This window comes from Acinetobacter sp. SW-226 (genome assembly GCF_055632855.1).
Genome location: NZ_CM145752.1, coordinates 1145998 through 1158828, shown reverse-complemented (window position 1 = coordinate 1158828; position 12831 = coordinate 1145998). Strand labels below are relative to the sequence as shown.

Genomic DNA, 12831 nt, shown 5'->3' with positions numbered 1-12831 from the left:
TGCCAATTAGCTTGGGCGATGCGGTGTAAACATTTCTACAACATTGTTCGCTTCTGTTACAGAACGATCCGCTTGTTGCTTGTTATGAAAGTGTTTAAGTAAAGAACTTTCCTCAACTGCAATCTTTTTGCGACCGACAGATAAGCTCACAGGAATTAAACGAACAAACTCATATAACTCTTGATAGCTCTCCTCACCCTCTTCATCATCATCAGTTTCTTCAAACTCAACTGCTGCCACATCTTGTAAATGTTCAATCAGCTCCATTTCATCTGGACGAATATGACCTGACGCCAAACCGAAGCCCAGCACTACGCCTGCGCACCAATCCGCCAAAGCTTGTACACGGTCTGCGAGCGTATGCGTGTCATCGGGAAGTAATGGTAAATAGTCCAATTCATCTTCAGAAAGTGCATGTGAGACATCTTCAGCTTCATCTGCTAATAAAGCCAAAGCTTCTTCGCTTAACTCTGGAATTTCTAAAGTCGCTAAGATATGTTGCCATTCCTCACGACTTGGTGCCTGAGTTACACAAATGATACCTGTAAGCAAACCATGTAACTCACTTGGGCTAGAAATCTCTTCAATTTTAGAAAAATTTGGCTGCCATTCTGACCAACCTGAAATATCGTCTTGCATTCGTTTATCCAATCTCTATACTTCTTATATATTACCTTTGTTTGCAACACTGTGCGACCACGATATGTTAGAAGAATTACAGCGTCTACAGGCGCATATTGGCGTTTTAAAAACGCGACTTGCTCATTTTGAAAGTGAAAATAGCACTTTAAATGCAGCCAAACTGGATGCTGAAGAACAGCACCGTTCTCAAGTTGTGCAAAAAAATAGCTTAATTACCCAGAAACAAGAACAAATTGATGATTTAACTGAGCAATTAAGTAGCGCTCAGACCCAATATCAACACTTGAATACTGATGCGACTGCTTTGGCCGATCGTTATAGCCGTTTGGAAAAAAGTTGTACGGATTTAAAAAATCGCTTTCAGGAAATCTTGGCTGAACGTAATGAATTACGTGCAATTAAAGAAAAATTGAACAATGATCAGCGTCAAGCGCAGCAAGAAATCCAAGCACTTCAGCAAGAACGTGAAAGATTGTTACAAAAAAATGAACATGCCAAAGCTAAAGTCGAAGCCATCATCCAACGTCTAGCTATTTTAGGTACAGAGCAAGACCATCACGCGCAAGAAATTCAGCAACTTGCCCACCCTACTGAAGCTGGCGAGGAAGTTTAATCATGAGTGAACAAATTACTGTTGAATTACGTGTCTTAGGTCATAGTTTTCGTTTAGTCACAACAGAAAAAGAGAAAGCTGACCTTGAACGTGCAGCGCTACTTTTAAATGATAAATATGATGAATTTCGTCGTAAAGCACCACGTGTAGAACCTAGTAAAATCATCATTATGGTGGCGCTTGAGTTAATGCAAGAAGTTCTGTCTATGAATAAAACGCTACAAGAATATGCACATGCAGAACGTTTGTTAGCGAGCATTATTGAAGACGTTAAAGATTTTACCTAAAGTGCTTTCATTTTTGCATAAACTATCAACACTTGTGCACGAGTTTACAGTTCGTAGCGGTCTATGAGTTGCCATCAACGTGAGATGCGTTATACTTAATGCAACTCTGAGGTGTTCGCCAGCGGGTCTATTCCCCTGCCGATACTTAAACTTATGGATTGTGTTCTGTATATTTAGAGTGTATGCCCGTCTTCGAGCGGGAAACCCAGCAAGTATACGTCGCGTCCACCTTGAACTCATCGGGTTCAGGGTAACGACACATGCAGCGGCATCTTCGGAGTACTTTATTTTTACCAATATCAACAAGTTACAATAAAACATATCTCTTATTCTGTTTATGTAAATTCACATAAATCATCAAAAGTAGTCATATGGTAGGCTCTAGAATTATTGTGCTATATTGCTGAGTATTGTTTCAATCAGTTAAAAAGTACAATGGCTCAAAGACATAAGCTAACAAAAACATTTATTGATAGTCTCCCTCTTAGAAGCATCAGGAAAAAAGTTTTTATCGTGACTCTCTGACCATTGGCTTTGATATTATCGTTACTTAGTCTAAAACCTACTTTATTGATTTTTTTAAAAATACTTTCTATTTAAGAAAATAAATTTTAGATCCTCTAAAAATAGGGCCGAGAGCCCTATTTTTATGCTTAAAATGTTAGAACACATGCCGAATTTCAACCGTTGGATCATGTTCATCCAAACGTTTTGCCAAAATATGTAAACGTCGTGTCGGCACTGCGGGAAATAAATGATGCTCCACATGATAAAACATGTTGTAGGTCACGACCCGTTTAAACTCATTACGCACTGTGCGCGCCATATACACATGATCTTCAGTATCATGATGCACCGTCCACACCGCAAAAAAAGCCGTCATGCATTGTCCAATCAACATGGCACTGACATGGTATTTTAAAATACTGATATCCAAGATCACAAAAACCAAAAACAATACCATGACATTGGCAACCAGCTCAGCAGAGATCCATTTTTTCTGGGTTTTAGTCCCAACCTCAAAGGCTTTTTTATGCAACATCCATGGAAAAATAGGACCAAAAAGTAAAGCTTGCCACCACTTCATGGTTGCACTTTTCGCTTCAATATCTTCGTCCTGCATGCAATGCTGATGGTGTCGAAGATGATTAATTTGTACCGCATGCATCGAGCCGAGCATGATAATACTTAAAATAAACATGACCCAATGAGTCGCAGATCGGCTAATCCCTAAGGCAAAATGAAAGGCATTATGCACTTGTCTAAGCCCAGTTAAGAAAAACATAAACGAGCAAAACAGCGCCAAGACATACCACTGTAAACTTGCAAAAATGAAAGAGACAATCAACCACGGCAAAGAGATAAATAGCTCACTGATCACATCAGTACGACCTAACTGAACGAGATCTTTCCACTGCACTTGTTCTAATAATGAATGTGAACGCATATGCCCTCTATTTGTTTGTATTTATTTTAAGCAATACTGTACCGAATCTTAAGGCATAAAAAAAGCCACGTTTTCAGTGGCTTTGCTTGTTCTTTGTCACTCGCTTTTTCGTTTATTATTTTAAATGTTAACTGTGACGTTGACTGATCTGCTGACTCATTAAGGCATACACTTCAGCAAGATCCGCACGTTGAGCTTGCGCAAGCATCTGTTGATGCATTTGTAGAATATTCTGATCCTGACGCATCGCAGGGCCAGTTTGCATCTGCTTCGGATCATTCTGTGTGGCTTTCTGCGCGGTTTCTAAAATCAAGGGGTATAGCAGACTAAAATCGACCTGCTCTGCATCCACCACTTGTTTCGCCATGTCATAGCAATAATTACTAAAATTACAAGCAAAGACAGCCGCTAAATGCAAACTTAGACGCTGCGCAGAGCTATAGCTATACACGCGTTGGCTCAGGCTTTCTGCCAGAGTATGTAGTCTTTGAAGATCCGTATTTTCGGTGGCTTCTACAAACAACGGTGTATTTGACCAATCAATTTCACGTTCTAAGCTAAAGGTCTGTAAGGGATAAAAAACCCCTGCACGTGCATGTTTCATCGCCAAAACTGAAAGCGCTGTACTTCCCGAAGTATGCACAATCAACACATTCGGCAAATATTCAGTCAGTGCCGAAATCACACTCGAAATAGACTGATCACTTACCGCAATCATCACCAAATCCACATCAGTATTTAACTGCTTAAAATGACTGACCGCCTTTGCATGTGCGACTTGCGCCAAAACTGCTGCTTTGTCGAAGCTTCGGCTATAAATATTGACGATTTCATGCTGAGACATCAGGGCTTTGGCCAAATGATGAGCCACCCGCCCTGCTCCAATTAAACTGATCCGCATCTTGATTTCACTATTTTAAAGTGCCTACAGCATGCCAATAAAAAAAGGATGAAGCAATTCATCCTTTTCATCAGATTGACACTCAGCGACTAAAACTTACGCAGAGTCAAAATCTGTTCACTACGACCAAATGGCCCTTGCTCATCATGCAAAACAGCACTTGTTAAGCCAATACCATCATCACCATATTGCTGCGTCGCTTCCAAACCTAACCATTTCCCTTGGGGTAAACGGTATAAATGCAGTTGCAAGTCTAAATTGGGAAAACCCCATCCAGATGCTGGATTTTGACGTGGCACAATACCATTGGCTGTGTCGACCATCCCCAGTAAGCGCACAAAACTTGATGTTTGCTGAGCTTCCACCATGTCCAAATTATTGTTCAACCAAACGATGCCTTTACCTGCTCGATGGCCTTCTGCCGCACGTGTCTCAATACTCTGGATATAACCACCCGGCCAACATTTCATCCCATCCCACACTGGCAAAGTTTCAGGATGTACAATGGGTTGATCTTCCAACCCTGCAATTGCACTGGTATCTTGCTTCATCATTTTCCAAGCACGGGCCACAATACAGGTCTTGCCGTTTGCCTGCATTTCCGCCTCGATCAGTTCAATGGTTTTTCCAGCACGAATGACACGGGTATGCACCGTAAACTCACCAAAAGCGATCAGTCCAAAAATATCTAAACTGACACGTCCAATGCGCATCTCTTCGCGTGGTTGAAACTGCTCTAACTCCGCACACAAAACACCAGTTGCTGGCGCCATGTGCTGCTCATGCGGATTCCATGCACCCTGTGCATGAATATTGGAAAGATAAGACGCCGTACAGCTCCCATCACTGTGCTGTTCACGATTTAAAAGTTGATAATAGGCTGCCATATATATTCCTTCATTCTTATCCTTAAAATGTATCTTTTCACTGCTATTGGCTTTTACTTTTGTGCAAAAAAACCATAATAATCCAACAGTTGACTGTAATTTCGTACTTCATGAAATCCAACTTTAGTCAGAAGCTCTCGCATCTGGTTGGCAGATATCAGATAAAAATCTTGTTGCAGGCGCTCAATCATTTTTTCACTCTGCACCACCGTCAAACCATTGCTCTGACATAATGTTTGTAAAACCTTGAGCTCACTGTCATTACTAGAGCTCATCAGGTCATAGCTGAGTAAAATCGCTTGTGTTTTAAGACAACGGAAAATATCGGCAAAGAAGAATGGCTTTGCTTCAAGCGGAATAAAATGCGCCACCAATATGGCTAAAGCTGCATCAAACTGTGCACTTTCATGTAATGCCGTGGTATCACCATGGACAAAGCGAACCCGCGTTAAATCACAATTGGTCGCGCTCAATAACTGCTGTGCTTTTTCAATCATGGTCAAAGATGGATCAACAGCGGTAAAATTCCACGTCGGATGCTGCGCCAACAAATATGAAAGCTCATAGCCTGTGCCACAACCCACAATTAATACATGTGCATGTTGTGGTAAATGTGTTTTTAAAATGGCTTGAATTTGCAAATGAACCAACTCATACCCTGGAATGAGCTTACGAATATGTTCATCATAACCATCCACTACAGTTTGACTCTGAAAGTCTTTCGCCATTTTATTCTTCACTCATCTATTTTTAATCGTCGCCCTAAATCTACACTTTCATGACCGCATGTTCTAGCACTTAAGCCACAGCCATAGCATCGACCGTTAACTCAGCAAGTTGCGGTTTGGCTTTTTCAGCATGTAGACCCAGTTTTTGAAAGAGTTGTTGATCCTTCCCCTCAGCAGTATTTGGCGTAGTCAGCAATTTTTCACCTGAAAACAGTGAATTTGCACCCGCCATGAAGGCCAAAGCTTGGTCGGCATCGGACAACGATTCTCGCCCCGCAGACAAGCGAATATAACTTTTCGGCATAATGATGCGCGCTACCGCAATAGTGCGAATCCACTCCGTTACATCTAACTTTTCAACTTCTGCCAAAGGCGTACCTTGCATGGGAACCAACATGTTGATCGGTACAGATTCGGGATGAATCGGTAAAGTCGCCAATTCAAACAATAAGCCAATTCGATCTTTGGTCTCTTCACCTAAGCCAACAATCCCGCCACTACACACTTTTAAGCCTGCCTCTCGGACATGACTTAAGGTATCTAGACGGTCGTCAAAACTACGCGTACTAATCACATTTGGATAGTACTCACGCGACGTGTCTAAGTTATGGTTGTAATAATCGAGTCCTGCACCTTTTAAACGTTCCGCTTGTGAAGTATTCAACATACCTAGCGTCATACAGGTTTCTAAACCCAATGCTTTCACTTCACGTACCATATCCAAGACATAAGGCATATCTCGCTCATGTGGATTTCGCCATGCCGCGCCCATACAAAACCGAGTAGAACCTGAGGCTTTCGCCTGCTGTGCTTCGCTAATGACCTTTTCAACCGCAATTCGTTTTTCAGCTTCAAGCTTTGAGTCATAACGCGCAGACTGTGAACAGTATTTGCAGTCTTCAGGGCATTTTCCTGTTTTGATCGACAGTAAAGTACTGACTTGAATCGCATTCGCGTCAAAGTACTGACGATGAATTTGCTGTGCTTGAAAGACCAAATCTAAAAAAGGCTGTTGGTAGAGTGCTTGTATTTCAGCGCGAGTCCAATCATTTCTCAGGTGCATATGCTATTCCTTTTGCTTTTCACTTCGGACTTTCCTTTGGCTTTAACCCAGCAAAGGAAAGTCCGTCTTCAACCTTATGCGATTTCTTTCAAATCCAGTTCATTACGCATAAATTCCTGCAATTTAAACTTCTGCGCTTTGCCCGAAGCCGTCATTGGGAACTCATTAAAAAACCGGACATAACGTGGAACTTTATTGTGTGAAATGTGTTCTGCACAGTACTGACGGATCGACTCTTCAGTAATGTCATGATGCTCATGTAAAATAATACAAGCACATAACTCTTCACCATAACGTGCATCTGGCAGACCAATAACTTGGACATCGCTGACATCAGGATGAGTATATAAAAAGTCCTCGATTTCTTTCGGAAATAAATTTTCTCCGCCGCGAATGACCACATCTTTAATTCGGCCTTTAATTTTCACAAAGCCTGCTTCGTCCATTTCTGCGATGTCGCCCGTATGCATCCAACGTGCTGAATCAATCACTTCTTGAGACTTTTCATGGTCTTCCCAATACCCCAACATTACCGAATAGCCACGAACACACAGTTCACCCAACTGACCACGTGGTACAACTTTGCCTTGTTCATCTACAATTTTAATTTCAAGATGTGGATGGACGCGCCCTACGGTTCCGACCCGTTGTTCAACTGAATCTGAGGTTGAACTTTGTGCACTGACTGGTGCCGTTTCAGTCATACCATAGCAAATGGTAATTTCAGACATGTGCATCCGATCAATAACACGTTGCATAATTTCACGTGGACAAGGACTGCCCGCCATAATGCCTGTACGTAAACTGGAAAGATCAAAGTCATCAAACTGTTCATGCTCTAAAATGGCAATAAACATGGTCGGTACACCGTATGCAGCCGTACATTTTTCCTGCTGAATGGCTTTTAAGGTTTCTAAAGGATTAAACACTGCCGATGGATAGACCATGGTTGAACCATGCGTAATGCAGGCCAAATTACCCATCACCATACCGAAACAGTGAAACAGTGGTACAGAAATACAAACACGATCGGCAGGACTTAAGTGAATGGCTTCACCAACAAAATAACCATTATTTAAAATATTATTATGTGTCAGCATTGTGCCTTTCGGGTTACCCGTAGTGCCCGAAGTAAACTGGATATTGATGGTTTCATCAAACTGCGACTCGCTTGCAACGAGCTCTAATTGATTGAGCTGTCGCTTACTGGGGGGAGAGAGTAAGTCGCTAAAACGATGCAAACCCGTATGTTCTTCTTCATCAATTTTAATAATATATTTCAAATGTGGCAGTCGTTCCGCCTTGAGCACTTTATTTTCAGCCCCTTTAATTTCAGGGGCAATTTTCATTAAAATATCTTGGTAATTTGTGCTTTTAAATTGAGATGCAATGACCAAGCCCTTACAAGAGACTTTATTCAACACATATTCGAGTTCACTACTCTTATAGGCTGTGTTCAAGTTGACTAAAATGATGCCCGCTTTAAACGCAGCAAACTGGGTAATCGTCCATTCCACACAGTTCGGTGACCAAATCGCAAGTCGATCACCTTTTTTCAAGCCCAGTTTCAGTAAACTACAGGCAAATGCATTGACCTGCGTTTGTAATTCCTTATACGTGAGTCTGACATTTTGATGCAGGCTGACAACAGCATCTTGTTCCGCATACTGCTGACAAGCCTGATCAAATTTCTCACCAATCGTCATCCCTAATAGGGGCTGACTGCTCGTTCCATAGGCATAACTTAACCGTTCTTGTGTCATCGAATCGTTCTCCTTGATTCATTATCATCTTGTTATTCAACTTATTTGTTCTATGACCACTTCCTTTGAAAACGCCAAGCCTTTGTGCTTTATTCCTTGGGCTATTTTTCCTCCTGAACCTGAACTGCATTGACACAAAATTCGGCAATTTGTTTCACAAAGTAGTCTTTATGGTTTTGCTCAAACATTACACCTCGAGATGGATTTAAAGGCTCTATCACCACAAAAGTCATGGCACCGACCACACAAAGTGCTGCGGTATTTAAGTCTTCAAAACCGAACTCGCCGTTAATTTTCCCTGCGGCCAGTATCTCTTTCATGCTCTGTTTAATCAGTTGTTTACTGCGAAAACGCTCATGTTCTAATTCAGCATCAACTGGTTCAAACATGAGTGAATACGCAAGTTGGGGGCTATTCATGGCACGCTTCACAAACGTGGTCACCGCTTTGTCTAATTTCTGTTTTGACGTCAGCTCATCACTTTCAGCAATGTGGTTCAAAATTTTCACCTCATGCTGAATAGCCTCCGAAAGAACCTCAATTAACACTTGGCTTTTGTTATCGAAGTAACGATATACCAAACCACTGGAAACACCTGCACGTTCAGCAATCGCTTGAATTTGTGCGTCCTTAATTCCCCCTTGAGCAATAAGTTCACGAGCAGATTGCAAAATCGCTTGGCGATTTTGTTCCATTCGTTCTTGCATCAACGATGATCTTTTATAACTCATAATTCTATTCTCAACCAGATAAAATGAATTGTAAATCAATTTGTGAATTTTAGTTCACTTTTTTAAAAATTCGATGTATTGTAAAAATCAAGCACAACAAAAATGCTTTATCAGGAACAACAAATACAATCATAGGATGAATGAAGAAATGACCTTCCAAAGCTTAACTTTCGGTTTAGATGAAACACTCATTGCACTGCGTGATTCCGTTGCGGCGTTTTGTGCCAAAGAAATTACTCCTATTGCCCAACAAGTCGATCAGAACAACAAATTCCCTGCTCAGCTGTGGAAAAAATTTGGCGATATGGGCTTACTCGGTCTAACCGTCAGTGAAGAATATGGCGGTACAGGCCTAGGTTATTTGGCACATATCATTGCCATGCAAGAAATCTCACGTGCTTCAGCTTCGATTGGTCTTTCTTATGGTGCACATTCTAACCTATGTGTGAATCAAATTAACCGAAATGGCAGCGAGGAACAAAAACAACGTTATTTACCAAAGCTAATTTCAGGTGAGTATGTCGGAGCACTTGCCATGTCTGAACCAAACGCAGGCTCAGACGTAGTCAGCATGAAGCTCAAAGCTGAAGATTGTGGCGATCTCTTTCTGTTAAATGGCTCAAAAATGTGGATCACTAATGGTGGCGATGCTGATGTGCTTGTGGTGTATGCCAAAACGGATTTGCATGCAGGCGCTAAAGGCATGACGGCTTTCCTTGTAGAAAAAGGCATGGAAGGTTTTAGCCATGGCACACATTTAGACAAGTTGGGTATGCGAGGTTCGAACACTTACCCTCTGTTCTTTGACAATGTAAAGGTGCCAAAAGAAAACGTGATGGGCGGTGTAGGAAACGGCACGAAAGTACTTATGAGTGGTTTGGACTATGAGCGTGCAGTTCTGAGTGCAGGTCCTTTAGGCATTATGGATGCCTGCATGGACACCGTGATTCCCTATATCCATGACCGTAAACAATTCGGCCAAGCGCTCGGTGAGTTCCAGTTGATGCAAGGCAAAATTGCCGATATGTACTCAACATGGTTGGCATGTAAAGCGTTGGTTTATGCCGTGGGTGCTGAGTGCGACAAGGCTGACCATAGCCGTAGCCTACGTAAAGATGCAGCCAGTGCAATTTTATATGCTGCGGAAAAAGCCACATGGATGGCAGGTGAAACCATTCAGACCTTAGGTGGAAATGGCTATATCAATGAATTTTCTGCAGGCCGTCTATGGCGCGATGCAAAACTCTATGAAATTGGCGCGGGAACTTCTGAAATTCGCCGTATGTTGATTGGCCGTGAACTGTTTAATGAAACAGCTTAATCCTCCACAACAATAAAAATGACAAGGATGTTCGTGATGAATCAATTACATAGCAAGATCAATATTCGAAGTGAAGACTTCAAAACCAACCAAACCGCGATGCAAAGCTTGGTCGATGACTTAAAGCAAAAAGCAGAACAAATTGCTTTAGGCGGCGGTGAAGCGGCGCGACAAAAACATTTGGCACGCGGAAAACTGTTAGCACGTGATCGTATTGATCAGTTAATTGATACAGGCACGGCATTCCTTGAAGTTGGTCAGTTGGCGGCACAAAACGTATATGCAGACGATGTGCCTGCGGCAGGTGTCGTTGCTGGTGTAGGCCAGATCAATGGTGTGACTTGCATGATCGTCGCCAACGATGCGACAGTGAAAGGCGGCACCTACTACCCACTGACTGTGAAAAAACACTTACGCGCTCAAGAGATTGCGGAGCAAAACCATCTGCCATGTATTTATTTGGTGGACTCAGGCGGTGCCTATTTACCAATGCAGGACGAGGTGTTCCCTGACCGTGATCACTTTGGGCGTATTTTCTACAATCAAGCACGCATGTCGAGCATGGGAATTGCCCAAATTGCGGTGGTAATGGGCAGTTGTACGGCTGGTGGTGCATACGTACCTGCCATGTCTGATGAAACCATTATTGTGCGTAACCAAGGGACAATTTTCTTAGGTGGTCCACCACTGGTGAAAGCGGCAACAGGTGAAGTGGTCAGCAGTGAAGACTTAGGTGGTGGTGATGTGCACACTCGCCTGTCTGGTGTGGCCGATCATTTGGCGGAAAACGATGAACATGCAATCGCCATTGCTCGTAACATCGTGGCGAACCTGAATAAAACGCCACATACGCGTGCAACAGAGATTGAAGAACCGTTATTTGATGCAACAGAACTATATGGCGTTGTGCCAAGTGATGCACGCAAACCATTCGATATTCGTGAAGTAATTGCGCGTATTGTCGATGGTTCACGTTTTGATGAATTCAAAGCCCGCTTTGGCACCACCTTAGTCACTGGTTTTGCTAAACTTTATGGCATGCCCGTTGGCATTATTGCCAACAACGGTATTTTATTTTCAGAGTCTGCACAAAAAGGGGCTCACTTTATTGAACTCTGTACGCAGCGCAATATTCCCCTACTGTTCCTCCAAAACATCACTGGCTTTATGGTCGGTCGCCAATACGAAAATGAAGGTATTGCAAAAAATGGCGCCAAACTGGTCATGGCTGTTGCAACTGCGAATGTACCGAAACTCACTCTTGTGATTGGTGGTTCATTTGGTGCAGGCAACTACGGTATGTGTGGTCGTGCATATTCACCACGTTTCATGTGGACATGGCCGAACTCGCGTATTTCGGTCATGGGTGGTGAACAAGCGGCAAGTGTATTGTCGACCCTAAAGCGAGATCAAATTGAAAAACGTGGCGAGTCTTGGTCTGCGGCAGAAGAAGATGATTTTAAACAACCTTTTCGCGATCAGTTTGAACGTCAAGGCCATCCATATTATGCATCGGCGCGTTTGTGGGATGACGGTGTGATTGATCCTGCACAAAGCCGTCAGGTGCTCGGTTTAAGTTTAGCCGCAGCCCTAAATGCACCCATTCAACCGACCAAATTCGGCGTGTTCCGCATGTAGGAGATAAGCGATGAGCTTTCAATATTTACAACTCGAACAACGCGACCAAGTGGCAACGGTATGGATTAATCGTGCAGAAATGCATAATGCCTTCAATACTCAAGTGATTGAAGAACTGCACCGCTGCTTTAGCGAACTCAATACGCGTGATGATGTCCGTGTCGTGATTTTAGCTGGACGTGGCAAAAGCTTCTCGGCTGGTGCAGACCTGAACTGGATGAAAGAAGCGGGACAAGCCTCACAGGCTGAAAATGAAGCCGATGCATTAAAACTGGCGAAAATGCTACAAAGTTTAGCGACATTAAAACAACCGACCATCGCCCGCGTACAAGGCATTGCTTTTGGTGGTGGCATGGGACTGGCTTCTGCCTGTGATATTTGTGTCGCAAGCAGTGATGCTAAGTTTGCGACCTCTGAAGTGCGCTTAGGTTTAGCCCCTTCAACCATTAGCCCTTATGTGATTCGTGCGATTGGCGCACGTCAAGCTTCACGCTACTTTTTAACCGCAGAACGTATTTCTGCGGAACAAGCGCTACACATTGGTCTGGCGCATGTGGTGGCCGATGCTGAACAGTTGGATGAAAAAGTCGCAGAAATGGTCGATGCCTTACTTTTGGGTGGGCCAGAAGCACAAACAGCTTCAAAACAACTTATCCAAATGGTCGATCAACACGTGTTAACCGAAGCATTGTTGTTGCAAACCGCACAACATATTGCCCATGTACGCCAAGGATCAGAGGCGAAAAATGGCTTAAATGCTTTTTTAAATAAACACAGTCCAGTCTGGATCAAGACGACGGCATAACAACA

General features: G+C 42.9%; 13 protein-coding genes and 1 other RNA gene. 6 read left to right on the top strand and 8 right to left on the bottom strand.

The genetic code is table 11. From position 1 onward, the window contains the following. Window positions 1-6: 6 nt before the first annotated feature. Window positions 7-639, bottom strand: coding sequence for a UPF0149 family protein (locus ACZ8ZH_RS05480; RefSeq protein WP_086207824.1), 633 nt, complete (start codon window positions 637-639; stop codon window positions 7-9). A gap of 64 nt (window positions 640-703) precedes the next feature. On the opposite strand from ACZ8ZH_RS05480, the gene ACZ8ZH_RS05475 reads away from it, so the two are divergent. The 3 genes from ACZ8ZH_RS05475 to ssrS all read left to right on the top strand — a co-directional run bounded on the left by ACZ8ZH_RS05475 (window position 704) and on the right by ssrS (window position 1827). Further along, on the top strand, window positions 704-1255 hold the full coding sequence (locus ACZ8ZH_RS05475; RefSeq protein WP_086207825.1) for a hypothetical protein: 552 nt from the start codon (window positions 704-706) through the stop codon (window positions 1253-1255). Between the two features lie 2 nt (window positions 1256-1257). Further along, window positions 1258-1542 carry a cell division protein ZapA gene (locus ACZ8ZH_RS05470; RefSeq protein ID WP_086207826.1) on the top strand — a complete coding sequence of 95 codons (285 nt, stop codon included), beginning with the start codon at window positions 1258-1260 and terminating at the stop codon, window positions 1540-1542. A gap of 100 nt (window positions 1543-1642) precedes the next feature. Continuing rightward, window positions 1643-1827, top strand: a non-coding RNA gene (gene ssrS, locus ACZ8ZH_RS05465) — 6S RNA. A gap of 376 nt (window positions 1828-2203) precedes the next feature. Here ssrS and ACZ8ZH_RS05460 read toward each other — a convergent pair. The 7 genes from ACZ8ZH_RS05460 to ACZ8ZH_RS05430 all read right to left on the bottom strand — a co-directional run bounded on the left by ACZ8ZH_RS05460 (window position 2204) and on the right by ACZ8ZH_RS05430 (window position 9062). Next, on the bottom strand, window positions 2204-2989 hold the full coding sequence (locus ACZ8ZH_RS05460) for a fatty acid desaturase family protein (protein WP_119063015.1): 786 nt from the start codon (window positions 2987-2989) through the stop codon (window positions 2204-2206). 127 nt (window positions 2990-3116) lie between these two features. After that, window positions 3117-3890 (bottom strand): Rossmann-like and DUF2520 domain-containing protein, encoded by a 774-nt coding sequence (locus ACZ8ZH_RS05455; protein ID WP_119063016.1) that lies wholly within the window; start codon window positions 3888-3890, stop codon window positions 3117-3119. Window positions 3891-3979: 89 nt separating this feature from the next. After that, on the bottom strand, window positions 3980-4777 hold the full coding sequence (locus ACZ8ZH_RS05450; protein ID WP_119063017.1) for a thioesterase family protein: 798 nt from the start codon (window positions 4775-4777) through the stop codon (window positions 3980-3982). A 53-nt stretch (window positions 4778-4830) separates the two neighbouring features. Further along, window positions 4831-5505: a class I SAM-dependent methyltransferase gene (locus ACZ8ZH_RS05445; RefSeq protein ID WP_119063018.1), complete on the bottom strand. Its 675-nt coding sequence runs from the start codon at window positions 5503-5505 to the stop codon at window positions 4831-4833. Between the two features lie 70 nt (window positions 5506-5575). Then, on the bottom strand, window positions 5576-6568 hold the full coding sequence (bioB, locus tag ACZ8ZH_RS05440) for a biotin synthase BioB (RefSeq protein WP_119063019.1): 993 nt from the start codon (window positions 6566-6568) through the stop codon (window positions 5576-5578). A gap of 74 nt (window positions 6569-6642) precedes the next feature. Continuing rightward, window positions 6643-8331 (bottom strand): AMP-binding protein, encoded by a 1689-nt coding sequence (locus tag ACZ8ZH_RS05435; RefSeq protein ID WP_119063020.1) that lies wholly within the window; start codon window positions 8329-8331, stop codon window positions 6643-6645. A gap of 101 nt (window positions 8332-8432) precedes the next feature. Beyond that, complete coding sequence (locus ACZ8ZH_RS05430) at window positions 8433-9062, bottom strand: TetR/AcrR family transcriptional regulator (protein WP_086207833.1); 630 nt, start codon at window positions 9060-9062, stop codon at window positions 8433-8435. Between the two features lie 148 nt (window positions 9063-9210). On the opposite strand from ACZ8ZH_RS05430, the gene ACZ8ZH_RS05425 reads away from it, so the two are divergent. Genes ACZ8ZH_RS05425 through ACZ8ZH_RS05415 form a run of 3 tightly spaced genes read left to right on the top strand, consistent with a single transcriptional unit; the run spans window position 9211 to window position 12826 of the window. Beyond that, on the top strand, window positions 9211-10383 hold the full coding sequence (locus tag ACZ8ZH_RS05425) for an isovaleryl-CoA dehydrogenase (RefSeq protein WP_119063208.1): 1173 nt from the start codon (window positions 9211-9213) through the stop codon (window positions 10381-10383). 36 nt (window positions 10384-10419) lie between these two features. Beyond that, window positions 10420-12021: a carboxyl transferase domain-containing protein gene (locus tag ACZ8ZH_RS05420; RefSeq protein WP_119063021.1), complete on the top strand. Its 1602-nt coding sequence runs from the start codon at window positions 10420-10422 to the stop codon at window positions 12019-12021. A gap of 10 nt (window positions 12022-12031) precedes the next feature. Beyond that, the gene (locus tag ACZ8ZH_RS05415; RefSeq protein WP_119063022.1) at window positions 12032-12826 is read left to right on the top strand and encodes an enoyl-CoA hydratase/isomerase family protein; all 795 of its coding nucleotides are present in this window, start codon (window positions 12032-12034) and stop codon (window positions 12824-12826) included. The last annotated feature ends 5 nt before the right edge of the window (window positions 12827-12831 follow it).

Bases quoted from the DNA above. Each gene is read 5' to 3' on its own strand.
- ACZ8ZH_RS05480 (WP_086207824.1), bottom strand. From the start codon at position 639: ATGCAAGACGATATTTCAGGTTGGTCAGAATGGCAGCCAAATTTTTCT.
- ACZ8ZH_RS05475 (WP_086207825.1), top strand. From the start codon at position 704: ATGTTAGAAGAATTACAGCGTCTACAGGCGCATATTGGCGTTTTAAAA.
- ACZ8ZH_RS05470 (WP_086207826.1), top strand. From the start codon at position 1,258: ATGAGTGAACAAATTACTGTTGAATTACGTGTCTTAGGTCATAGTTTT.
- ACZ8ZH_RS05460 (WP_119063015.1), bottom strand. From the start codon at position 2,989: ATGCGTTCACATTCATTATTAGAACAAGTGCAGTGGAAAGATCTCGTT.
- ACZ8ZH_RS05455 (WP_119063016.1), bottom strand. From the start codon at position 3,890: ATGCGGATCAGTTTAATTGGAGCAGGGCGGGTGGCTCATCATTTGGCC.
- ACZ8ZH_RS05450 (WP_119063017.1), bottom strand. From the start codon at position 4,777: ATGGCAGCCTATTATCAACTTTTAAATCGTGAACAGCACAGTGATGGG.
- ACZ8ZH_RS05445 (WP_119063018.1), bottom strand. From the start codon at position 5,505: ATGGCGAAAGACTTTCAGAGTCAAACTGTAGTGGATGGTTATGATGAA.
- bioB (WP_119063019.1), bottom strand. From the start codon at position 6,568: ATGCACCTGAGAAATGATTGGACTCGCGCTGAAATACAAGCACTCTAC.
- ACZ8ZH_RS05435 (WP_119063020.1), bottom strand. From the start codon at position 8,331: ATGACACAAGAACGGTTAAGTTATGCCTATGGAACGAGCAGTCAGCCC.
- ACZ8ZH_RS05430 (WP_086207833.1), bottom strand. From the start codon at position 9,062: ATGAGTTATAAAAGATCATCGTTGATGCAAGAACGAATGGAACAAAAT.
- ACZ8ZH_RS05425 (WP_119063208.1), top strand. From the start codon at position 9,211: ATGACCTTCCAAAGCTTAACTTTCGGTTTAGATGAAACACTCATTGCA.
- ACZ8ZH_RS05420 (WP_119063021.1), top strand. From the start codon at position 10,420: ATGAATCAATTACATAGCAAGATCAATATTCGAAGTGAAGACTTCAAA.
- ACZ8ZH_RS05415 (WP_119063022.1), top strand. From the start codon at position 12,032: ATGAGCTTTCAATATTTACAACTCGAACAACGCGACCAAGTGGCAACG.